The sequence below is a fragment of the Candidatus Nitrososphaera sp. 86-2 genome (assembly GCF_056726185.1).
On the sequence record NZ_JBWZON010000001.1, the window covers coordinates 2,189,874 to 2,212,251 of the forward strand.

General features: G+C 54.9%; 24 protein-coding genes. 17 read left to right on the forward strand and 7 right to left on the reverse strand.

Annotated features, from left to right (window positions below; all coding sequences use genetic code 11):
• Positions 1 to 57 precede the first annotated feature (57 nt).
• A complete protein-coding gene (gene topA, locus ACYOR7_RS13075) occupies positions 58 to 2,130 on the reverse strand; it encodes a DNA topoisomerase I (RefSeq protein ID WP_479914181.1) in 2,073 nt (690 codons plus the stop codon).
• 118 nt (positions 2,131 to 2,248) lie between these two features.
• Here topA and ACYOR7_RS13080 point away from each other — a divergent pair, with 118 nt between their 5' ends.
• Entirely contained in the window at positions 2,249 to 3,415 is a 1,167-nt protein-coding gene (locus tag ACYOR7_RS13080) for a thiolase domain-containing protein (RefSeq protein WP_294805433.1), read from the forward strand.
• Between the two features lie 8 nt (positions 3,416 to 3,423).
• Positions 3,424 to 3,801: a Zn-ribbon domain-containing OB-fold protein gene (locus ACYOR7_RS13085; RefSeq protein WP_294805435.1), complete on the forward strand. Its 378-nt coding sequence runs from the start codon at positions 3,424 to 3,426 to the stop codon at positions 3,799 to 3,801.
• Here the strand turns inward: ACYOR7_RS13085 and ACYOR7_RS13090 are convergent.
• Positions 3,798 to 4,307 carry a hypothetical protein gene (locus ACYOR7_RS13090; RefSeq protein ID WP_479914182.1) on the reverse strand — a complete coding sequence of 170 codons (510 nt, stop codon included), beginning with the start codon at positions 4,305 to 4,307 and terminating at the stop codon, positions 3,798 to 3,800. The two genes, ACYOR7_RS13085 and ACYOR7_RS13090, sit on opposite strands and share 4 nt — an antisense overlap.
• Positions 4,308 to 4,397: 90 nt before the next feature.
• On the opposite strand from ACYOR7_RS13090, the gene ACYOR7_RS13095 reads away from it, so the two are divergent.
• The 10 genes from ACYOR7_RS13095 (at position 4,398) to ACYOR7_RS13140 (ending at position 15,286) form a co-directional block, all read left to right on the forward strand.
• On the forward strand, positions 4,398 to 4,562 hold the full coding sequence (locus ACYOR7_RS13095; protein WP_294805438.1) for a hypothetical protein: 165 nt from the start codon (positions 4,398 to 4,400) through the stop codon (positions 4,560 to 4,562).
• A gap of 106 nt (positions 4,563 to 4,668) precedes the next feature.
• Positions 4,669 to 5,286 carry a hypothetical protein gene (locus tag ACYOR7_RS13100; protein WP_294805440.1) on the forward strand — a complete coding sequence of 206 codons (618 nt, stop codon included), beginning with the start codon at positions 4,669 to 4,671 and terminating at the stop codon, positions 5,284 to 5,286.
• A gap of 122 nt (positions 5,287 to 5,408) precedes the next feature.
• Complete coding sequence (locus tag ACYOR7_RS13105; protein WP_479914183.1) at positions 5,409 to 7,547, forward strand: winged helix-turn-helix domain-containing protein; 2,139 nt, start codon at positions 5,409 to 5,411, stop codon at positions 7,545 to 7,547.
• 298 nt (positions 7,548 to 7,845) lie between these two features.
• Positions 7,846 to 10,590 (forward strand): adenosylcobalamin-dependent ribonucleoside-diphosphate reductase, encoded by a 2,745-nt coding sequence (locus tag ACYOR7_RS13110; RefSeq protein ID WP_479914484.1) that lies wholly within the window; start codon positions 7,846 to 7,848, stop codon positions 10,588 to 10,590.
• A gap of 80 nt (positions 10,591 to 10,670) precedes the next feature.
• The gene (locus ACYOR7_RS13115) at positions 10,671 to 11,516 is read left to right on the forward strand and encodes an SDR family oxidoreductase (RefSeq protein ID WP_294805447.1); all 846 of its coding nucleotides are present in this window, start codon (positions 10,671 to 10,673) and stop codon (positions 11,514 to 11,516) included.
• Positions 11,517 to 11,575: 59 nt separating this feature from the next.
• Positions 11,576 to 11,716 carry a hypothetical protein gene (locus tag ACYOR7_RS13120; protein ID WP_294805448.1) on the forward strand — a complete coding sequence of 47 codons (141 nt, stop codon included), beginning with the start codon at positions 11,576 to 11,578 and terminating at the stop codon, positions 11,714 to 11,716.
• Between the two features lie 181 nt (positions 11,717 to 11,897).
• Positions 11,898 to 13,022 carry a hypothetical protein gene (locus ACYOR7_RS13125; protein WP_479914184.1) on the forward strand — a complete coding sequence of 375 codons (1,125 nt, stop codon included), beginning with the start codon at positions 11,898 to 11,900 and terminating at the stop codon, positions 13,020 to 13,022.
• Between the two features lie 91 nt (positions 13,023 to 13,113).
• Complete coding sequence (locus ACYOR7_RS13130; protein ID WP_479914185.1) at positions 13,114 to 14,139, forward strand: hypothetical protein; 1,026 nt, start codon at positions 13,114 to 13,116, stop codon at positions 14,137 to 14,139.
• Between the two features lie 40 nt (positions 14,140 to 14,179).
• Entirely contained in the window at positions 14,180 to 14,998 is an 819-nt protein-coding gene (locus ACYOR7_RS13135; protein ID WP_479914186.1) for an NAD+ synthase, read from the forward strand.
• A gap of 36 nt (positions 14,999 to 15,034) precedes the next feature.
• Positions 15,035 to 15,286, forward strand: coding sequence for a hypothetical protein (locus ACYOR7_RS13140; protein WP_294805455.1), 252 nt, complete (start codon positions 15,035 to 15,037; stop codon positions 15,284 to 15,286).
• Here the strand turns inward: ACYOR7_RS13140 and ACYOR7_RS13145 are convergent, their stop codons facing one another.
• From ACYOR7_RS13145 to htpX, 4 genes are all read right to left on the reverse strand, one after another.
• Entirely contained in the window at positions 15,287 to 15,637 is a 351-nt protein-coding gene (locus ACYOR7_RS13145; protein ID WP_294805457.1) for a Rieske (2Fe-2S) protein, read from the reverse strand.
• Positions 15,638 to 15,675: 38 nt separating this feature from the next.
• Positions 15,676 to 16,284: a DNA protection during starvation protein gene (dps, locus tag ACYOR7_RS13150; RefSeq protein WP_294805460.1), complete on the reverse strand. Its 609-nt coding sequence runs from the start codon at positions 16,282 to 16,284 to the stop codon at positions 15,676 to 15,678.
• Between the two features lie 90 nt (positions 16,285 to 16,374).
• On the reverse strand, positions 16,375 to 16,743 hold the full coding sequence (sso10a, locus tag ACYOR7_RS13155) for an Sso10a family chromatin protein (RefSeq protein WP_366137526.1): 369 nt from the start codon (positions 16,741 to 16,743) through the stop codon (positions 16,375 to 16,377).
• 152 nt (positions 16,744 to 16,895) lie between these two features.
• Positions 16,896 to 17,819: a zinc metalloprotease HtpX gene (htpX, locus tag ACYOR7_RS13160; RefSeq protein WP_479914187.1), complete on the reverse strand. Its 924-nt coding sequence runs from the start codon at positions 17,817 to 17,819 to the stop codon at positions 16,896 to 16,898.
• 198 nt (positions 17,820 to 18,017) lie between these two features.
• On the opposite strand from htpX, the gene ACYOR7_RS13165 reads away from it, so the two are divergent.
• Entirely contained in the window at positions 18,018 to 18,227 is a 210-nt protein-coding gene (locus tag ACYOR7_RS13165; protein ID WP_294805464.1) for a hypothetical protein, read from the forward strand.
• Positions 18,228 to 18,287: 60 nt separating this feature from the next.
• Here the strand turns inward: ACYOR7_RS13165 and ACYOR7_RS13170 are convergent, their stop codons facing one another.
• Positions 18,288 to 18,578, reverse strand: coding sequence for a hypothetical protein (locus ACYOR7_RS13170; protein WP_294805466.1), 291 nt, complete (start codon positions 18,576 to 18,578; stop codon positions 18,288 to 18,290).
• A gap of 116 nt (positions 18,579 to 18,694) precedes the next feature.
• Here ACYOR7_RS13170 and ACYOR7_RS13175 point away from each other — a divergent pair, with 116 nt between their 5' ends.
• The 4 genes from ACYOR7_RS13175 (at position 18,695) to ACYOR7_RS13190 (ending at position 22,241) form a co-directional block, all read left to right on the forward strand.
• Positions 18,695 to 19,129 carry a hypothetical protein gene (locus tag ACYOR7_RS13175; protein ID WP_294805468.1) on the forward strand — a complete coding sequence of 145 codons (435 nt, stop codon included), beginning with the start codon at positions 18,695 to 18,697 and terminating at the stop codon, positions 19,127 to 19,129.
• 81 nt (positions 19,130 to 19,210) lie between these two features.
• The gene (locus ACYOR7_RS13180) at positions 19,211 to 20,068 is read left to right on the forward strand and encodes a mechanosensitive ion channel domain-containing protein (RefSeq protein ID WP_294805470.1); all 858 of its coding nucleotides are present in this window, start codon (positions 19,211 to 19,213) and stop codon (positions 20,066 to 20,068) included.
• 204 nt (positions 20,069 to 20,272) lie between these two features.
• Positions 20,273 to 20,470, forward strand: coding sequence for a hypothetical protein (locus tag ACYOR7_RS13185; RefSeq protein ID WP_479914188.1), 198 nt, complete (start codon positions 20,273 to 20,275; stop codon positions 20,468 to 20,470).
• 127 nt (positions 20,471 to 20,597) lie between these two features.
• Positions 20,598 to 22,241 carry a hypothetical protein gene (locus ACYOR7_RS13190; RefSeq protein WP_479914189.1) on the forward strand — a complete coding sequence of 548 codons (1,644 nt, stop codon included), beginning with the start codon at positions 20,598 to 20,600 and terminating at the stop codon, positions 22,239 to 22,241.
• Positions 22,242 to 22,378: the final 137 nt, after the last annotated feature.

A 22,378-nucleotide genomic window follows, 5' to 3' on the forward strand; every position in this document is an offset into this window, starting at 1 on the left:
TGTAAAAAGCTCTGTTTTTCTTATCAAGGCTGCGCAATGCGTCTAGCGAGGCTCGCTCTATCCCTTTTTTCTTTCTTCCTTGTAGGGGCACTGCATGTTGACGCAGGTGTTCCACCGCCTGCCCCTCCTGCCAAACGCGACAGAAATTATCGGCCAGCCGCATTTGCAGGTTTTTGAAACCCTGATTCCGCCACGCTGCGGAAGCGGCGCGCTCGCCCTACAGCCTGATGCATAGTCTGAGCAGCCTACAAACCGTTTTTTTGTCGTCCTTGACTTTATGATGCGCAGCTGGCCCTTTTTGCATACGGGGCAGCCGCCAATGACGACGACGTTAGACTGCGCAGCCGCAGCTGCGCTTCCAATCTGCTTTCCAATCGTAGCACCCTGCTCCCGGAACGTCGCAAGCGACTCGACCAGCCTTTCCACCGCGTACCCTATCACGTCGGCAGGCTCTTTTTCCCCTCGCTCCACGCCTTCCAGCTGCTCCTCCATCGAGCGCGTCAGTTCCGTCGACACTATCGCCGGCGCGTGCTCCCTCATCGACTCGACCACGGCAAAGCCAAGGTCGGTCGCTTCGATTCCCCCGCCCTTTTTTGCAGCTGCGATGTAGTTGCGCTTGAACAGCGTTGCGATGGTGTCAGCCCTTGTCGCCTTTGTCCCTATCTTTTCCTCCTCCATCTTGGCAAGGAGCGATGCCTGGCTGTAGCGCCACGGCGGCTGCATGAATTTCTCCTCCATCATGACCTGACTGTTTGCAAGGACGTCGCCTTGTTGCAGCGCTGGCAGCGCCGACTGCTCCAGGCTGACGTACGGCCTGTACAGCGCCGTCCAGCCGTCGTAGATGGTCGTCCTGCCCTCTGCAAGGAACACGTGGCTGTTGACATTTATGGAAACGTCCGTGCGCTCTGTAACTGCCGGGTCGCCAAAGGTCGCAAGGAACCTTTTTGCAATCAGGTCGTATACCTTGAATTCCAGGCCAGAAAGCCGGGGCACGACGCCGGTGGGATAAATCGCCGGGTGCGCAGGGTCCGACATCAACCCCTCGCTTGGCACAAGCCGGCCCCTTGAGAGGAGCATCGACGCCGGTTGGCTATACAGGGAGATCCCTGCAAGCCCGGAGAGTATCTTGGCATAGTTTATGGACGGCGGAAGTTTCTGGCTCGACGTCCTGGGGTACGAGATGAGGGCGCGCAGGTACAGCTTTTCTGCAATGGCAAGGGTATATCCCGGCGAGAGCCGGAACAGCCTGTATGCCTCGCGCTGCAGGTCGCCGGTGTTAAACGGTGTTGGGGGCCTGAGCGTAGATTTTCTCGCAGATATTTTGTCAACGGTGCCGTCTCTGCCGGTGCACGCGTCAACTATTACGCGCGCCTCTGCAAGCTTTTCTACCCTTGGCTTTTCATAGCGGGCGTGCACAACCTGCCCGTTTTTCTCAAAATCCGCAGTCAGCACCCAGTAGGGGTCAGGCACGTGCAGCCGGATTTCCGTCTCTCTGTCGGCCGCAAACGCAAGCGTGGGTCCCTGCACCCTGCCTATCGACAGATTCCTGTAACCTTTGTTATTGCTGCCGGCTTTGAACGACTGCGCAAGCGCCCTTGACAAATTGACGCCGTAGATAAAGTCGAGCATGTGCCGCGACCGGCCGGCCTCCGCAAGCCCTCTGCTCGGCCTTGCAAGCGCCGCAAACGCCTCTTTCACTTCGTCGTCAGTGAGGGTCGAGAACTTGGCCCTCAATGATTTTTCATATTTGCCGCCGCACGCGTATTCCAGTATGCTGTGGCCTATCACCTCGCCCTCCTGGTCATAGTCGCACGCGTGGATGAACGAATCGGCGTTTCTGGCAAGCGAGGATATCGCACTGATGAATCTTGCAGCCCTTACACCCTTGCCCTTTTTTTCATCTATGGGCGCCCATTCCAAGTCGAGCACGGGATAGATGCTCCTGTTCTTTGTCCTGTCGGAAACCCCGTACAGGTGGCCGGACGCAGAGCACACCCTGTAGTCCCTGCCCGCGTACACGACCTCAAAGACTGAAATGCCGCCGGCAGCTCTGGTCTCCCTTGCGCCGCCGAGAGCCGACGCGATGCGCCGGGCAGCGTCAGGCTTTTCGCAGACCACCAGCGTGTACAACGAGACACGATCTGCCACAGCGTGTGTATAAAGATTATACACGCCGGCGTTGATTCCTGCCCAAAAAAAGTAATCAAGATATTTATAGTGCAAAACGGGTAGTTTCTCTTACATACCCATGACAAACAAGGTTTGCGTTCTCGGAGCCGGCAGCACGAAATACGGGAAATTGAACGAAAGCATCATCGAAATTGCCATGTCTGCAGCCAAAGACGCCATCGAGTCTGCAGGGATAACCCCCAAGGAGATCCAGGCCGGCTACATTTCCAACGTTTTCGGAGTCGCCGACAAGCAGGTGCACATGGCTCCTGTCATCATGAGCAACCTTGGCATATCGCACGTCCCCGGCCTCACGATAGAGTCGGCGTGCGGTTCCGGCTCGGTCATGTTCAGGGAAGCCTACGCCAACGTCGCGGCGGGCTTTTACGACTGCGTCCTTGCGCTCGGCGTCGAAAAGGTGACGCACACGGGCACGACGCAGAGCACCACTCTGTTTTCGTATTGCTCTGACTTTTTCTACGAGGGTGGAAACGGCGCCTCGTTCCCCGGGCTCTTTGCTTCTATGGCAAGGGCCTACATGACGACCCACAAGGCCACGGAGGAGGACCTTGCGCACGTGGCAGTCAAGAACCACGAAAACGGCGTTCTGAACCCAAAGGCGCACGTGAGGAAAAAGATCACAGTCGACGATGTGTTGAAATCGCCGGTGGTCGCATCGCCATTGAAACTTTTGGACTGCTGCCCGTTCTCTGACGGCGCATCAGCAACCATCCTCTGCTCCGAGGACTTTGCGAAAAAATCAGGCAGGCCGTACGTCGAGATAATTGGCTCTGGCCGTGGCGCCTCTCCCGCTGCCGTACAGGGCAGAGAAGACATTACCACAATCCCGAGCACTGTCGCCGCGGCAAAAGCGGCATACAAGATGGCCGGCATCACCCCGAAGGACATTGACTTTGCAGAGGTGCACGACTGCTTTACAATCGCTGAAATAATCGACATCGAGGACCTTGGCTTTTTCCCAAAGGGCAAGGCGGCCCACGCAGTGAGGGACGGCGCAACCAGGCTCACAGGCGAGATCCCGGTAAACCCGTCGGGCGGGCTGAAATCAAAGGGCCACCCAATTGGCGCGACCGGCGTCGGGCAGGTAGTCGAGGTGTTTGACCAGTTCACCGGCAGGGCAGGCGAGCGCACCGTGAAGGACGCAGAGATTGCGCTGACGCACAACTTTGGCGCCACAGGTGCAAGCGCGGCCGTGCACCTATTCAGAAAAGTGGACAGGAAGTAGAGAGGCATATGGACGCACACGGAGTCCGCGAAAAGTTCATCGAGGTAGCGAACAGGAAAAAGATACTGGCACACAGATGCGCCAAGTGCGGCCACACGATGCTAGAGACGGTCATGTTCTGCGAAAAGTGCTCGGCAGGCAAGTTCGAGGACGTCGAGCTGGAAGGCGCCGGCACCGTAGTGACTTACACAATCCAGGCAGTAGCGCCGGCGGGCTTTGAGGACGCCGGCTCGTACGCGTGGGTGGTGTTCAAGATAGACAACGCAAGCATCCGCGCGTCAGGATTCCTGCCAGGCGTCAAGGAGCCGAAGGACCTGCCCGTTGGCGCAAAGGTGAGGGTGGCAGGCTTTGACCAGCACCACGGCCTGCTGCTGGAGAAAGCCTAGCTATCGGTCACGGTAAATTCCTTTTGTATTACGAGGTGCATGTTCCTGGCTACCACCGCATAGGTACCTGTCTGGTTTAGGGACAGCGATTCTGCAAAGTCCTTGGAATGCCAAGTCATAGTAAATTCTGACGGGTTTGTCACGATAGGGCAGAACAGCAGCGCACCTGCATACGTGCCGTTAAACTCCAACACTGTCGTGCCGCTTCTCAGGTTTACAATCGAGATGCTCTCAGGATAGGCACAGCCTCCTGCTATCTGGACAACAGAAAAGTCGAGGTTTTCGCCAATCCTGTAGGCTTGCTTCAGTCCGTCGACCCTCATCTGCAAAAGCGGCGTATAATCATCCTGATTGGGCAGCGGCGTTTCAAACATCGGTACTATTGGTACGTGAAAAATCGCAAAAACCAGCAGGAATTCTATTCCAACAGCAAGGCCAGCCGCCGCAGCGGCACCACTACCAGCAGACATCACCCGGCATTTTTCAAAAAGCCACCATTTGAGCATATCCAGCCGAAAAGTCTAGTTTATTCATATCAATGGTAAAAAAACGTCAAGGGAACTTTTCTTATTTCTCTTTTCTTTAAGAACAACGGAATGATGTCTGCTGACGTAGTGTGCGGCAAGTGCGGCTCTGTAATCTACACGATGCGAATGCTAAAATCGGTAAAGGACGCGCTGCGCGCCACCAACAACCGCTGTCCCGTCTGCGGGGCGGCGCTCAACCCTGCCGACTTTTCAGTGGCCGCGACAAAGCGGTAAACCACCCTTTTTGTTGTAGCTTAGCTGTTTTGGCAGCTTTTTGTGCACATCCTTCAACCCTGTGCCTTAACCTGAAAACCCGCCGCAAAAAGCGCAGAGTAGGCCGATGGTAGAGCGCCAGCAGTTAGTGAACCAGCTAAACAATGCCACTGCGGTTGTCTACAACCAGCTGGGCAGGCTAAAGACGCTTGACAAGAGGTTCGCCTCGATGGAGTCGCTGTATCTGCAGCAGATAACGGCAAGCATCAAGACGGGCAACAACCCGCGGGCAAGGATCCTGGCAAACGAGCTCTCTAACGTGAAAAAGCTGCGCAGGACGACGCAGCACACCGGCATGGCGCTTGAGGCGCTCGTGATACGGTTCTCGACCATGAACGAGTTTGCCATGATACTGGACACAATCGACCCGACGGTCGACATGATAAAGGGCATCCAGGCAGAACTCTCCAAAGCTATCCCGGCGGCAAACGACGCGCTCTCGGAGGTCTCGTCCGTGACTTCTGACGTGCTGGCAAGTGCAAACGTGCGCGCCTCTGACACGAAAATCTCGACGCCCATGGACGCTGACGCCCTGAGCATCCTCAACGAGATAGAGGGCGCGCTAGAGACCGAGGCAAAGGCCAAGCTCCCCGAGATACCGGCCAACATGCCGGTGGTGCACCGCGAAGGAGAAGCGGAAGGGAAAACAGAACAAGAAAGGCAGCAGGAAGAAGTGCTGGCGTAACAAAAAAGAAGGCTGAAAAGGTTGACCTTTTGGTCTAAAAGGCCCACGTAGGGCCAGTAGTACTGTTAGTAAAAAATATTTTACAAAGGAGTTTTAATCATTTATGTTGGTTATGAGGCGCAATGGAAACGGAACCGAGTTTTGACTATTCTCAACAGCAAAAAGAGCCCCGCAAGGGCGGCGTGCTGGAATCAGCCTCCAAGCGCGTCAGGATGATATTTTCCGTCATGGCAAGCCCGAACAGGATAGACATCCTCCGCATCCTGAACACCAAGGGCCCACTGACATACTCTGAGCTCAAGGCTCTGGCAGGTTTCAAGTCAAAGAAAGAGTCGGGCAAGTTTGCGTACCATCTTAGAAAGCTTTTGAGGCAGCTGCTGGTCGCGCTGAACAAGGCCGAGCGCCGCTACACTATTACCAATTTAGGCAAGCTTGTGCTGTCTCTTGCCCGGCAAATAGAAGAGCGCTCGATAATAGAGAGCGGCAAGATGTACGTGAGGACGGGCAGGCAGACGATAGAGGAGTTCAACTCGCACAAGATAATACAGTCGCTGGTGAGGGAGGCCAACCTGCCCCTTGAACAGGCGCACAAGATTACCGAGGAGGTCGAGAACAAGATCTACAAGTTCCAGACGGCCTACCTCACGTCGTCGCTCATCCGCGAGACGGTCAACTCTGTATTGATAGAGCACGGCCACGAGGAATACAGGAACAAGCTTGCGCGCCTCGGCCTGCCGCCGTCAGACATCTCTGAGATGCTGGCAAGCGAGGAAGCGACTAGGAGCGGCGCGGCAGGAGTGATGGCCAGAACCGCAAGTTCCGTGTTCTCTGAATACCTCATTTTTAACACGCTGCCAAAGGACATTGCCGACATGCACCTTGCCGGCGAGATACACATAGCCCAGCCGGGCTCGTGGGGGCTCTTGCCTGACACGCTGTTTGTAGACCTCTCTGACGTGGACGGTGGGCTGGACCTTGCCGGCAGGTATCCTGCCGTGGCGAGGCTTGCGTCCATAAAGACGGCCGACGACATGCTTGCGGCCCTTCCCGTCCTCATCGCGCTCTTGTCGAGGGAGGCTTCTGCAGAGATAGTCATTGACGGGGTCGCGCCGGCGCTTGCCAAGACAAAGGACGCCGACGACCTTGCAGCAAAATTCGCAAGGGCGCTTGCAGCGGCATCTGCTACTGCAGCAGCCGTCGCAGGCCAGCAGCAACAGCAACAGCAGCCGCTTGCGACGCTGGTTGTGCCCGGCGACACGGACACCAAACAGCTGAACGCCCTGCTCGACGGCTACCGCCGGTACGTTGACGCGACGCCCGTTCCCCGCGCCGGCCTTGCGATAACCCATGGTACCAAACTGAAGGACAGCTTGGACCACGTCACGGCGGCGGTGAGAAGCGGAGGCATCGTAACCATCGGGAGCACTGCCAGGTCGTCAGGAGGGATACGCAAGACGACAGCCGGCGGCAAGGGCTCATCTTCTTCACCTGCAATGTCTCTCCAGGCGCTTTCGATAAACCTGCCCCGGCTCGCCTACGAGTCAAACAGGGACGAGACCTATTTCCGGGCGAAACTGGCGCTTGCGATAAAGCCGTCGCTTGCGGCCATGGCGATGAGGAAAAAGGCTGTCATGGAAAACGCAAGGCGCGGGCTCCTACCCGCATTCTCTGCGGCCACCCAGTCGATGCAGCGCGCCACTTCAAGCATAGTCATAAACCTGACTGGCGCCCGCGAGTCGGTGTTCAGCATACTTGGCCACGACGAGGCCAACAGCGGCGAAGAGGTGATGCAGAAGGTGCTAAAGACGGCAGTCGAAGTGGCTGCGGCGCAGGGCAAGCAGCTGGGCGAGGATTCCTGCGGCATCGCAATGGTAGTGGACGACTCTGCAGCCCGCTTTGCCGCCCTTGACTCGGAAAAGTACGGCAAGGTCTCGCTCCTCCAGTCGCAGAACACCACCAGCTATTCCCAAGGAATGACGCTAAATGGTAGTGGTGGCAACAAGGAGCTTGACAAAAAGCTGGTCGCCGAGTGCTCTGCAATCGACAGGATACTGAACGGCGGGCTTGCGGCCACTGTGGACGTCACTGACCTTGGCGCCGGAGATGCCAGGGGCGCAATCGAGGCTGCCGCGATGGAGCTTGCGTTCTTCCGCCCGAGGGTCCGGCTTGCCGTGTGCGCGACGTGTGGCAGGAAATGCAAGATATCTGCAGAAAAGTGCGAGTCCTGCAAGTCGCCGCACCGGCTGCTGACTACGGCATAGCTGCACACGCCTCCTTCCGCCGCACCTTGGAAGGCAGCGCAGCTGCGCTGCCCGCCGTATCTTTTTTCCATAATTTTATGATAGAAGCAGGGGCGGTGGCTTTGCGACTGCGGCAGCCGGCAGGCGCGGAAAATTGCCGGAAGGTTTCCTGAATTTTCTTGGAAATATCATACGATTCTGTTCGATTTCGTCGCCGCGGCCCGAATTAATAGACAATTGTGCATTTTCGCTGATACACGAGATAGTAAAAATAGCACAAAAGAGTATAAGTACGAGTGGTTGCGTGGTAAGAAACGGGATGGCGGGAGTTACTGAATTTAATAATTCACAGGGAAACCTGATCTCGAAAATCAGAAAGCGGGACGGACGCATAGTCAGCTTTGAACAGTCCAAGATTTCAAATGCGATTTACAAGGCGCTAGTGGCAACCGGAAAGCCGGACTACCCACTGGCGGAAAGGCTCGGCGTAAGGGTATTCCAAAAGATGGCGCAGCAGGGCTATGGCTCTGAAAAGGCAGTCGCCACCGTGGAAGACGTGCAGGACATGGTCGAGTCCATACTGATAGAGGAAGGGCTGTCTGAAACGGCAAAGTCGTACATACTCTACAGGCACGAGCGCAGGAAGGTGAGGGACGAAAAGATGAAGGTCCTGAACAAGAAGGACCTCGACGAGGTCGACAAGGCGTTTGACATCAACTCGCTGCGCGTGCTTGCGGCGCGCTACCTTTTGCGCGACGAGAACAACGAGATAACCGAGAGCCCCAAGCAGATGTTCGAGAGGGTCGCAATACTGGTCGGCATCGCAGACGTGATGCACGACTCGCAGGTGTTCAACCTTGCAGGCGGCCACGTGCAGGACGCGGAGGAGGCCGAGAAATACTGCCACAAGCTTGCCGACTTTGACATGAAGCTAAAGATAGGCGAATACTGGCTCAACCGCTACCATTTTGAGGCGATGGTGCGCTCGTACATACACGGCGCAAAGCAGGGCCAGATGAAGGTCAGCTTTAAAGAACTGCTGAGGCTGGTGGCAGAGGGCAAGATGGCGGCGTACGGCGACCGCATAAGGGAATACTATAACCTCATGATATCGCGCGACTTTTTGCCAAACACGCCGACGCTCATGAACGCCGGCGCAAGGCTTGGGCAGCTGTCTGCGTGCTTTGTGCTCGACATGCCTGACGACATGAACAGGATAATGAAGTCGTCGACTGACGCGGCAATGATATTCAAGTCGGGAGGCGGAGTGGGCATCAACTACTCTGACCTGAGGCCGGAGGGCGACATCGTCGCTTCGACGTCCGGCGTCGCTTCCGGTCCGACGTCTTTCATGAGGATAATCGACACAATCACCGACGTGGTAAAGCAGGGCGGCAAGCGCAGGGGCGCCAACATGGGCATCCTGGAGGCGTGGCACCCCGACGTCGAGAAATTCGTGACGGCCAAGACAAAGCCGGGCGTCTTTGAGAATTTCAACGTCTCTGTCGGCATCTGGGAAGATTTCTGGAAGGCACTTGTCAGCAAGGACGGGAACCACAAGTACACGTTGAGAAACCCACGCACCCACGAGCCGATGAGGCAGATTGACGCGCAGCAGCTGATAGACCTAATCGCGCTTTCCGCGTGGAAGAGCGCCGAGCCGGGAATCATATTCTTTGACAACATCAACAAGTACAACCCGTGCATAGACGCCAAGGGCGGGCCGCTTCGCGCCACGAACCCGTGCGGCGAGCAGTCATTATATCCATACGAATCGTGCAACCTAGGCTCAATCAACCTTGCAAACTTTGTAAAGCGCAAGGCAGACGGCATGTACGAGTTTGACTGGCAGCGCTACGAGCAGGCGGTAAGGCTCTCCACGAGGTTCCTCGACAACATCATCGACATGAACAAGTATCCAGTCGAAGAAATCGAGGTGAACACCCGCGCGACTAGGAGAATCGGCCTTGGCATCATGGGCATTGCAGACCTGCTGTTCCTTCTCCACATCCCATACAACTCGAAGGACGGCTATGAGTTCATGAACAAGCTCGCCGAGGCTGTGTCATATTTGAGCATGGACGAGTCCGTGGCGATTGCAAAATCGAGGGGCCCGTTCCCGATGTTCAAGGACACCGACTATGTCAAGGGCAAAATCCCGGTCGCAGGCTATTACGAGCTGCCAAAGGAGACGCACACCTACGAATGGACTACGCTCATTGAAAAGATAAAGAAGAGCGGCATCCGCAACTCGTGGACGTCGACCATTGCGCCCACAGGCACGCTCTCCATGATAGCCGATACCGCAAACGGCGTCGAGCCGGTGTTTGCGCTCGTCTACGAAAAGCGCGTGACGGTTGGCCGGTTCTTTTACACCGACAAGGTGTTCGAGAACGTGCTAAAGGAAAACGGCCTGTACTCTGACGAGATACTGACCAAGATAGCGAACAACTATGGTTCTGTGCGCGGCATCTCCGAGATCCCAGAGTGGATGCAGAGGACGTTTGTCACCGCAATCGACATCCACTGGATGGACCACATCATGGCGCAGGCGGTGTGGCAGAAATGGATCTCCAACGCGATTGCCAAGACGATAAACATGCCCGGCGACGTGACTGCAGAGGATGTGAAGTGCTCGTACCTGCTGTCACACGAGCTTGGGTTAAAGGGCGTCACTGTGTTCCGCGACGGCTCGCGCCCGGAGCAGGTATTGCACATCACCGGCAAGAACACCGGCGAAAAGCAGTTTGCAGTCAGGCCGAGCAGGTACATCGCCGACTATGTCAAGAACAACATCGGCGAGCCCTACGTGCTGGAGCAGATGCAAAAGATCCTGAAGGAGCAGGGAGTCGACGACGGCGCGATCCCGCAAGCGGCAACAGCGATGGCAGCAGCGGCGCCGGCGCCTGCCGAGGTGCCCAAGAAGGCGACCCAGCCGGCCGCGATGCAGGTCATGTCTTCAAACGAGGACACCACCTGCCCATCGTGCAAGGCCCGGCTCGTCATCACCGAAGGGTGCAACATCTGCATCGAGTGCGGCTTTAGCAGCTGCGCTTCGGGGTAAACTTCCCCTCCTCTCTTTTCTCTCTTCTCTCTTTTTAACAAGACTATTATCCTGCAAACTGCAAATGTACAAAATATATTATGACGATAATGGAAGGCAGGGTCTGCCTTGTCACGGGAAGCACGTCCGGCATCGGAAAAGAGATAGCGGCCGGCCTTGCCGGGATGGGCGCCACAGTTGTGCTTGCAGGCAGAAGCAGGGAAAAATGCGAGGCCGCGGTGCAAGAGATCGCTGCGCGCGGCGTTCCAGCAAGCCAGCTTTCCTATTTCGTGGCGGACCTCTCCTCGCAAGAGTCGGTGCGCCAGCTGGCAAAAGAGTTTATCGACAATTACGACAGGCTGCACGTGCTCGTGAACAACGCCGGCGTATTTGTGCAAAAGAGGGAACTGACGGCCGACGTCATCGAGCGCACATTTGCGGTGAACCACTTGGCGCCGTTTCTGCTCACAAACCTGCTGCTTGACAGGCTCAAGGCGGGAGCCCCTTCAAGAATAGTCACCACAAGCTCTATCGCCCACAGGGGAGCCAAGATGGACTTTGCCGACCTGCAGATGAGCAAAAGCTATGGGAGCATACGCGCCTACGGCCAGTCCAAGCTGGCAAACATCCTGTTCACCCGGGAGCTGGCAAGGCGTTTGCAGGGAACGGGCGTGACTGCAAACTGCTTCCATCCCGGGGCGGTCAGGACGAACCTCGTGCGGGGCTCCGGATACGGCCTTGTCTGGGGGGCTGCAAGCGTGTTTTTCACAAGCCCAGAAAAGGGTGCAGACACCGCAGTCTACCTTGCCTCGTCACGCGAGGTAGAAGGCGTCAGCGGCGAGTATTTCGTAAAGAGAAAGCAGGCCAGGGCGTCCGACCCTGCGTACGACAGCGATGCTGCAGAAAGGCTGTGGGAGGCAAGCGAGAAGCTCACCGGCCTAGCTTAATGACGATGCTGCTGCTAATGCCATTCCTTATATGCCATATCGTACATCTACACATTGTAATGGGATTTCTGGACAAGCTACGCAAGAAAAAGGATGACCAGATGCCGCAACAGGCCGCGCAGGGCTCGGATGGTACTGCAAGCGAGCAGCCAAAGCGCGTCAAGAGGTACACGTCCGACGGCAAGCCCGTGTATGAATAGGAAAATAGTAGACGATACAATACACAAACAAAAACGACACGTCAGGGGTTTTCCAAATTTCTCAGGGCAAACCCTGCGTTTTGACGTGTGATTGCGCGTGCAGAACAAAACCGCTGCTCTTATGCCTAGAACAAGATTACAGAAAGACTTTAAAATTTAAACTATAACTGTTGCCATCAAAGTGATAAGGGAATTGGCAGGTGCGCTGTTCCTTTTCGCACTTTTCTCCGGGAACGTTGCATCTGCACATGCGCAAAGCCAGACCCCAACCCAGACGGCGACGAATATCAGCGGGAGTTACAGCAGCGCCGGCTTTACGATAGAGTTCCCAAGCGGCTGGAACGGCACGCTTGAAAAAGACGGAAGATACCCCGTGGTCAGCCCGCCGGCGCAGGCCAACACATCGATGAGTGTCGTCGCGGTAAACAGGCTCGAAGTGAAGAACCTGATAATGTCGGGGATTTCCGCCGTCCTGCCGCCACAGGAACCGACGAACATAGCCGGTGACGAAAAAGGAGAAGGAGCGGGAGAAGAAGGACAATGCCAGAGAACGCTTGCCGAGCTTGTGCCGGTAAACGGCATCAACGTGTTTCATACTATTGTGGAATGCCCCACTACTACCGCCGGCGGCAGTGGAGGAGGGATAACCGACAGCTATATCTTTTTCACGCTGACCAAGTCGGTTGCAGTCGGCTATTTTGCCCCGTCCAAAGACGCGTACGAAAAGTACCTGCCCAACTTTACGAGCTCGCTGCATACGGTCAGGGTGGACGAGCCGGCCAACCTCCGGTCAGGACTTGAAATCGTCCTTGGCATCACGAAATTCTACAAAGAATCCATAGACATCCAGGCTTCCGCCAGCAACAATAGCAGCAGGGTCAACATGGTCATAGGAGCCTCATCAAACAACATCAACGCCGCGTTCGACGAGGCTGGCAAGCGCTTCGTGATAAGAGTCAACAACGTGCAGGCAGCAGAGCAGGGCGGCCGGCTGCTGGTGCCCGTAGACAAGACTCTGCGCGGGCCATACCAGGTGTACGTGGACGGCGCGCCCACGCCCGACCCGCTCGTGATAGAGGATGCCCAGACAAAAGAAAAGCTCGTCCTTGTAGAGTACGGTGAAGAGGCACGCCAGATAGTGATCGCCGGGACGCAGGTGGTCCCGGAATTCCCCCTGCACGCTATAGGCATACTTGCAGCAGCCCTTGCCGCTTTAATCCTGTACCAGCGCAAAAAACAACAACAGCGGCCTGAGATCCAAGAAAACATACGCGTTTCTGCCCGGCCTGACCCGTCTCCCGGGTAGGCTAGGATATATAGTAGTAGTTTTTCTTTCTTAATCCTGCAGCAGCCGGACGGGTCGCACACTATATTTCTTGCAGGCTGTTCTGGACGCATTGATTAAATACAAAATTGAATCCACAATGCCCGGCGGCCACATACACACGCACATGATAATAATGCAGCTAAAGTCGACCCAGCAGGAAGAGGCGTTCGCAAACATTTCAGCTATAATCGACGAGCTGCACAAAAGCCACGGATACAGAATAAGGGGGCACGAGGTACACCAGACCCGGGAAGTTATGGCCAAGACGACGCTTGCCGAGAGGGCGGAAATGGTCTCGCGCTTTTGCGCGCAAAACGATATGCAATACCTTGCGTACCACTCGCCGATACTCGGCGGGAGCCAGAACGTCTGGGAGGACAGATGGCGCAAGAAGGTCAGAGAATCCGTCGCGCTCACAATCCAAGAGGCGCAGGCAGTCCGAAAAGAGGCCGGCCTCCAACCAGACAAGAAGGTGGTAATAGTGTTCCACCTAGCAAGCTATGTGCCTTTGAAAGAGATGCCAAGGACGCACAAAGAAAAGCTAGCGCTCTATCATGCCGCGGAGCAAGAGTTTCTGGGATTATTCGCCGAGCAGGAGACGGACGGCTGTGTACTGGCTGTCGAAAACACGTACCCGAGGCGCAGCGGAGACTCGTCAAGCGTCGGGCCGTTCCACCCGCTGGAACTGGGCCGGACGATGGAAAAGCATGGCGTCAGGACGGCCCTCGACCTTGCCCACTACCAGCTGTATTCGAACTACCTGAGTCGCGGCGGCAGCGGCAACGTTGCCGGCGACCTTGACAGGGAAAGGTACGGACGCGCCCCCTCGTGGGAAAGGTGCATAGAGGCACTTGCAGGCTCGCTTGCGCTCCTGCACATCAGCGACGCAAGAGGGTTTGAAGTCAAAGGCGAGGGTCTCCCGGTCGGAGCCGGCGAGATACCCTTTGCACAAGTGCTTGGCGCCTGCAACTCGCTTGGCAGGGACCTGCAGGGCACTATTGAACTGAACCGCGGCCACCTGCAAAAAGGCCGGCTCCAGTTTGAAAGCGCCAGGTGGCTTTTGGAAAACGTCCCCGGCGTGTTCAAAGAAACCTGAGAGAGAACATACATTAATACGAGAACACTCGTAACTGGCCTTGTCATTGAATTCTGACTCGCGCGTGCTTGCCAGGCTGACCGGCAGCGGCCTTGACCGCGCCAAGACCGCAAAAAGCATCGAGAAGTTTATCGCCAGCTGTATCAGGTCCGCGAGGGCAAAAGGGGGAATAGTGGTGGGTCTCTCTGGCGGCCTCGACTCTGCCGTGGTGGCTGCGCTGTGTACGAGGGCGCTTGGCGGGAGCAGGGTGCTCGGCCTCATCCTTCCCGGCGCCTCGACCCCAAACGAGGACGTGGAGGATGCGGCTGCGCACGCCAAAGAGCTTGGCATCAAGCACCAGACAATCAACATAGAGCCGATAGTCGAAAGATACATGCAGGTGCTCCCGAATGACAACAAGGTCGCGCGGGGCAACCTGACTGCAAGGGTGCGCATGTCAATACTCTACTACCACGCGTACATGGACGGAAGGCTGGTCGCAGGCACGAGCGACAAAAGCGAGATGAGCATCGGCTATTTCACAAAGTTCGGCGACGGAGGGGCGGATATGACTCCTATAGCCGGCCTGTACAAGACGCAGGTTAGGGAGCTAGGCAAGTACCTGGGCGTTCCTGCTGCAATACTGCAAAAAAAGAGCAGCCCTAGGCTCTGGGCCGACCACACCGCGGAAGACGAGATAGGGATGAGCTACGAAGAAATTGATCCCATTCTCTACATGCTGCTGGACAGGAAAAAAACCGCAAAGGAAGCGGCGGCAGCACTCGGCGCGCCAGCTGACAGGGTGAAAAGGGTGCAGGAGATGGTCGCCAAGAGCGCGCACAAGCGCGCATTGCCGGCCGCGCCGGCAAAAAAACTGTAACAACCATTTTATTTTCTTGCATGTGTAATCTAATGCGTGCGCAAGCCGGTGCTTTTGATAGACGACGCAAACGAGTCGATTGAAGCAATCAGGCTGTTTCAGGAATCCGGACAGCAATACATCGAGTACCACATCAGAAAATTCGAGGAGAGCTGCTGCGGCGAGCTTCCGACCACCCGCGCCCCGTCGGTCTTTGCCCCCGAGGGGATATTCAAGGGACTGGAAGGCGTCAGGGAATATCTGTCGGTTGAAAAGCAGCCGGACACGGGCGAGAGCGCGTACTGGTAACTACAGGTCCACGTACACAGAGCCGTCTTTTTCGGCCACCGGATACAGCACGAGGTCGCCGGACTTTCTCCACTCGGGCGACTGCTCGACCCACGTGGCCTCCTTCTTCCACGACTTCATGTTCTCCAGCCTGCCGGTGAACACGTTGTACTCGTAGCCGTGCATATGGCAGACGATGTTGTCGCCGTTAAAGTCGCCCTTTGCAAGCGACGCGCCCCTGTGCGGGCAAGAGTTGTTGCAGGCAAACAGCCTGCCGCGCCTTTTTCCGACCAGCACTTCAACGCTGTCGACGGCAAAAACTTTCCAGCAGTCGTCAGGTATCTCGCCGCTTGAGCACACCCTGTGAAGCATCGTGACAAAAAAAGAGAAAACGGAGCGGCCGTATTAACCTAGAGGTGTATCAGGCTTCCCTGCGACCCCGTGTGCGGAGACTGTCCTGCGAACTTTCTCCTGAAATGCCCTGACGGCCTCTTTGAGAGAAGCTCTATGAACCACGCCTCGTGCTCGACTTCTTCCTGCATTATCCTCTGAGCAATGTCGTACGTCCTTGGGTCCTTGCCTGCCGTCATGTCGCAGACCTCGCCCCACGACCTTATGGCGCACTGCTCGGCTTCCAACAATACTTTTAGAATGGAGTTGATGTCCTCCCAGTTGTCGGGAAGAAATGCGTCCGGGCAGCCTGCTTGGTCTGCAAACTTGCGTATGTCCCTTGGAAGCGAGCCTCCAAGCTCGTACAGCCTTGGGACCATCGCCTCAAAGTGGTTCCTGTCCTCTATCCTTGCGTCCTCAACTATCTCCTTGATGCCTTCGCCTTCAAGGCCCGTGCAGTGCATCCTCAAGATGGTGTAGTAATAGTACGTCGTGAACTCGGCGCCGACTCCTTTGCGGATAAGGTCCTTCAACTTGTCTACGTTGACGCCATTTTTCTTCAGGACTTCGAGCGCGACGATGTTCGGTACTGGCTTTGTCGTTTTGGCATAATCCTCAGCATCAGACATTAAGAGGAATAATGTCGAAAATAATTAAAGAGTTGCGAACTTTTGCGCTCTTTTTGGCATTTCTACTCATGCGTGTTTTTTTGTTTTCTTCTAGGTGTAGCTGTTGACCACCTGCGATGCTGCCGCAGCGGCTGCTGAGCGCTCCTCCTCTTCAGAAACACCGCTGCTGCCGTTAAGCTTTAGCATCTTTTCCGCACTTGTAAAGTGCGCCAGGTACTCCCTTCCCTTTTCGGTTATCAACAGGGACCTGTCCGGCAGCTCTTCCAAGAGCCCGCTCTGCCAAGCCAGCTCCACGTAGCCTTGCAGCATAGAGTGGGACAGGTTGGCCTTGTATATCACGTGCGTCCTCTTTGTCTTTTGCACGCAAACTTGAAGTATTTCTGCAATTATTGCGTGCATACTCCGCGGTTTCATTAAACTCCTTCTATGGGAAAACACTGTTGAAACTTCCTTTAACATGGCACTATAGTTACGATACAGAAGTTATTATAGTTATTGGGCATAAGCTCTATAGCTGACACTTGTTATTAAATTTAATTGAAAAGTTGGGTATTTACGTTACAATCACTGCGCTAATAGAACATATTGCTCACATGACACGCCAAAAGTTACTATAGCAGAGATTGCATCTCCATGAGCCTCCTTACGCGCTCTTCGACGGGCGGGTGCGTTGAAAAGAGGTTCGAGAGCGAGCTCCTTGACAGGGCGGGCATAATGAAAAATGTGTTGAGGTTCGCAGCCTGCTCTAGCTCCCTCTGAGGGACTGCCTTCATCTTGCCGCTTATCTTTAACAGCGCGTTTGCAAGCTTTTCAGGCTTGCCCGTCATCTGGGCCGAACCTTTGTCCGCGGCAAACTCTCTGTACCGCGATATCGCCCGTATGACCAAAAAGCTCACAAACCACGTTACTGCGGCAACTGCGATTACTATCAACATTGCGCCTGCGCCGTTGTTGCCTCCTCTGCCTCCTCCACCACCGCCGTATCCGTAACCGTAGCCGCCATATCCTCCGAACATGGCGCTGAAAAGCCCAAACCGCATGAGGGTGAACGCGACTATGGAGAAGAGGCTTGCAAGCGTGATGACAAGCACGTCCCTGTTCCTTACGTGCGTAAGCTCGTGGGCAAGAACGCCTTCAAGCTCTTCGTCGTCGAGCGCGCTCATGATGCCGGTGGTCACCGCGACCACGGCGCTCTTGGGGCTCTTGCCAGTAGCGAAGGCGTTTGGCACCTGCGTGTTCATGATTGCGACCTTGGGCATCGGCAGGCCGTTTTCTGCGGACAGTTTCTCCACTATTGCGTACACCCTTGGCTGCTGCTCCTTTGAAACGACCTTGGCGCCAGAGCTCCACATGACTATCTTGTCGGAAAAGTACCACTGCGCAAGGACCATCAGCCCCCCGATTATGGCGATGGGTATGTAGCCGACGCCGAGGTAGGCAAGCACGCCCAGAAACACCAAGTAGAGCACTGTCAGGATCGCAAAGCTCAGGATCATCCTGGCTGTGAGGCCGGTATCCCTTTGGAATTGAGCCATACGTCTACGTGTTACCTTGCACATTTGGACAAATAAGGCTACTGCCGCAAACACGCGCGCACCAGCAAATTCACTTGGAAGCAAAAAGTTATAGATCTTTGAGCTAGAGGAGAACGTCATTAGCGCAAGCTCGGTTTTTGATCAAGCATTTCGAGCTAGGATTTCTTTAAAGCTGGCCTGCCAGTTCATAGCGAAAGCATGTTCAAGATAATGTCGCTGATAGTTGGCGGGATTGTGCTCATGGCAATGGGCGTTTACGTGCTAGGCACTGCCGGCATACAGTTCCCGAACATCCAGTGGCCGCAAATCCAGCTGCCAGACGTGAACTGGGTGATAGTTGGCTGGGTCGTGCTGGTTGGCGGGGTGGTGTCTGCCGGTACGGGGCTTGTCGCGTCGCGCCTGACATGAGAATTTTTTTCTGCCTAGGCTGGAAAGGATATGTTTTAGAAACTCCGTCAATTTTTGTTATCAAAAATACTTTTCCCTTATCCTGCGCCTTTCTAGCTCTTCTGCATACTGCTTGAGCGTCTTTACGTCTGGCGTGAGCACCATGTCCTTGTGCGTGGCAGGAGGATGCGAGATGCGCAGCACCGTCGCTTTCAGATACTTGTTGTGCTCGCTTTCCTGCGCGCAATCGCGGGAGCAGAAAAAGCCAAACATGTAGCTGTTCCGCGCAATCGTGTAAAAGAAAGTGTCTGGAAGGTCGGCGTCGCACCGCAGGCACCTTGTCGCATCCATCTGTGCCTTTGCAAGATGCATCGCACAAATATCAGCATTGTGAAGTTTTGCTGTTTTTTAGCGGCTGCTCGCTGTTCTCCCGATAGAGAAACAAGACTACACTAAAATCCTCAAAATCTCTCGGATGTCATCGAGAAATGGACAGAAAATTCTTGACAGGATTATTCTTCGGGCTGGTTATAGCTACTACCGCGATATACGCATGGGAAGCAAAATCGCACATCATCGATAATCCAAACATCGAAGGGCCGTTCTTCTTGATAGTGGCCGTCCTGCACATTCCAGTCGGATACTGGGTCGTGAAAAACAACTCCAACCTTGCCTGGGCGACGATGCTTGTCGGGACGATTGCGATAATCGTAATTTTCGGCATAAGCAGGTCCGACGCCGCCTTTCTGGTAGGAAGAGACGGCCCCGGGGGTTTTGGAAGCCTGAGCGTGATCTCAAAGGTGCTCCAGGCCGGCATAGTCGCAATATCCTTCTGGGCAATAATTGACAACAGAAAGAAAGATGGCAGTCTAATTCAGGCTCAAAGGCCGAGCCCGGGCCTGGCGAATCAAAAGAAGGACTAACTAGCAGCATAGCGGCCGAATAATCTTACAGAACCTCGCACGCTGGCTGTTTATTACTCGCAGCGCTCCTTGAAAGCACATATGGCAGCAGCTGCCGCAAGCCAAGATGCCGTCGGGCACTCCGGCAATCCAAGCGTCGTACGGCAGCTGACCCGGCTAGTCCTGACGACGCTCTTGATAACCGGCGCGACGTGGCTTGGCCTCTACCTTTTTGAGCAGCTTCTTGCGCCCGACCTTGGGATACAGCACGTCCACATGCAGCTGACGGGAAGTGCAATCACCGCGGCCGTGTCGTTCGTCCTCATCTATGCCGTCAGGCGGATTGTGCACCAGAACGTTGCAAGGCTCAACCCGCACTTTTCCAACATTTTTTCGTTCTTTGTGATCATCATCATCTCGCTTATTGCGGCAGTAGTCCTGATGCACCAGTGGGGCATAAACCCGCAGGTGATACTGGTAAGCGGCGGGCTGACAGCGGTCATAACGGGCATCGCTCTGTCTGCCATAATGGGCAACATCTTGGCAGGCGGGCTTGTGCTGACTGCCTTTCCGGCAAAGGTGAGCGACCGCGTCTTTATGGTGGGGGACAACATCCACGGTGTAATCGACGACGTGCGCCTGATGTACACAAAGATAATCACGGACGAGGGCACGGAATACTATATACCAAACAGCGCTATAGTGCAGGGATCCGTCAGGATAGTCAAGGAAAGGCCGCTGAAATACCTGCTGCCGATCAGGGAAGGGGAGCACATACAGGTGATCGCATCTGCTGAAAGATATTCTGGAACCGTGTCCAGGATAATGCCCAAGTTCTTTTTTCTGGCAAGCGATGGTGATGCGGACAAGGAGATAGTGCTGGCAATCGCAAACCTTCTGTCGGGCCAGTATGTGATAATAAAGGACAGGGCCGGAGGAAAACAGGCACTCGATTTATAGCTATATTATTTCCCTGTGGGAATGTGTCACAGCAAAAAACACACAAGGGAGAGGTCTTGCGCCTGAATGTCAAGTCTAACAGGAATGCACGCAGACGCTAGACCTCAATAGAATATAGGTACAAGCAGGCTAATAATCTCATCTAATCTGATATATCGACGCTACGAATATTCTCTTTTATAGAAGAACATTCGTCTATATGCTATGGGCCTGCTGACGTGGATCTTGATTGCCGTGGTTATAATAGTGATAATCGGAATAGGCGTCGAGGCGTTCTTTTCTGGCCTCATATCCGGGGCAGAAAAGCTAGGCAACAACCCCGTCATCAAAAACGCGACGGACGAGGGCAAGGATTTTGCCAAGGGTGCCATCCAGAACGCCACCAGTGGGATAGTAAAGTGACTTTTTCCGCCTTGAATGCACGCTGACCTGCAAAAATCACACGTCAAACGCAAATTATGCAATTTGGTGCATAAAAACGGCCATAGCTAAGACTAACTCGTAAATACTCTGTACAAAATAATTCTTCATGGCAGGGGATATCGGTAGTAGTAGCAGCCAGCATGGAACTGCCGGCATTAATGATGATAATAATATTGCAGGCCGTCCTGCACAAGGACATTTCCTATACGCAGACTATACTCCGCTGGAGGATGATAGGAACCTTATCGGGATGTTAAAGAGCTTTGTCTCTCTGACTTCGCAGGTAATACAGCGTCACGAGGTAGACGTGAAATGCATGTCCCTGCTTGACGGTTCCGAGCTGTTGCGGAAGGAAATCGTCTCGGCCATAAGGAACGCCCGGGCCGCAGCCACGGACATTATAGACAGGTTCTATGAAAAAAATTCTGGCATCTTTTCGTCCGTTGCAGGCTTGCAGTCTGCAGGCGGCAACACGTTTCTGACCGACGCCAAGACCTCAATCGCCAGGATGCTGACCGACGTCGAGACAAGCTCTTCACAGCAGCAAGAGAAATACAAGGAGAACATACGGTCGGTGATAAACGCAAACCGCACCGCGGCAATAACTGCCGTGCAGAACTGGCTGTCCGCCGAGAACCGCAATTTTCCCCGGCCAGTCCTCGATAGTCTCTCAGTCGAGCTGGCGGCGCACATCGACCCGGCAACAAACAACAATAGCTACAAGGTTGTCCGCACCGCATCGGCGTCTATTGCAAATATCGCAAGCAACAAAAAAGAAGAAGGAGAGGAAAAAAAGAAAGGCAACGAAAAGGTGACAGCAGCCGCCACTGCTGCATCCACTCTACCAACACAGTTTTCGTACGTGTTCGAGTTTGCATCCACAGGCATAGAGTTCTGGAACTATCGCAAGAAGGTTTTTGATTTTGGAACAAGAGACCTGATGCTTCCCGTCGGCATGAAGCTTCCAATGTCGGAAAAGGTCAAGAGCACTTTTCGGTTTTCTAAAAAGGAAGAGCAGACGGCCAAGGAGGAGCCGCAGTTTGCAAAGGCAGACGACCTGTACATATCCTCCGTGGCCTTGCGCGGCGAGAAAACCTTCGAGGTGGGTCTGGCATCCGACATCGCTTCCGGGTCTGCGGGAGAGGGAGGCGGCAAGGGCGAGTTTTTTACCGTCGCCTTTGATATGGCAAGCTTGGCAAGTGATTCTTATACGCGTACTGTCAATCTTGCTTCTCCGACAATCCGCCCAAGGATATACTATACAAACAACAAGGAGCAGGCTACTGCGGCAGCAGCAGAAACGGATCTGCTTCAGACAAGGGAGATCGAACAGGCGACCGACCTGTACAAGCTGGTGGCGTTTGGCAGGGCAGTCCTTGAAAAGATGCGGCTCTTGCAGGAACCTGGCATCTTGGCTTCAAAAGGCAGGCTGAAGCTGCTTGCGGTCGAAGAAAAAGACGCGATAGCTGCTGCCGCGCCGGGGCACAGCGCCGGCGCGGCAGGCTCTGGCGTCATGGTTTTCGTCGAATACTCTCTCCTTTTCGACCTCCTTGAAGCTCTGGCCCGGTCATTTGGTCCCGCGGTTGGCAAGCTGAAAGACAAGACGCCCGTGAAAGAAGAGCTGATACTGCGGCAGGAGCTGGAAGGAGGGCAGAGAAAGGAATTTGCCGCCAAGCTTGACGACCTCAGAGCGCAGCTGGGAGAAACACCCTACGGCAAGTTGATGTTCCGTACCGTCCTCGGCGCGTAATGGTTTTGCATATGCAAGCTTGCAAATGACACGTACGGGCCTGCCTCGCGCCGCATGCCTATAGGAATATGGCAAATATCTCCGATTTCCTATAGATATTCAATCCGCCTGTTTTTATAGCAATTTTTGTGAATGTT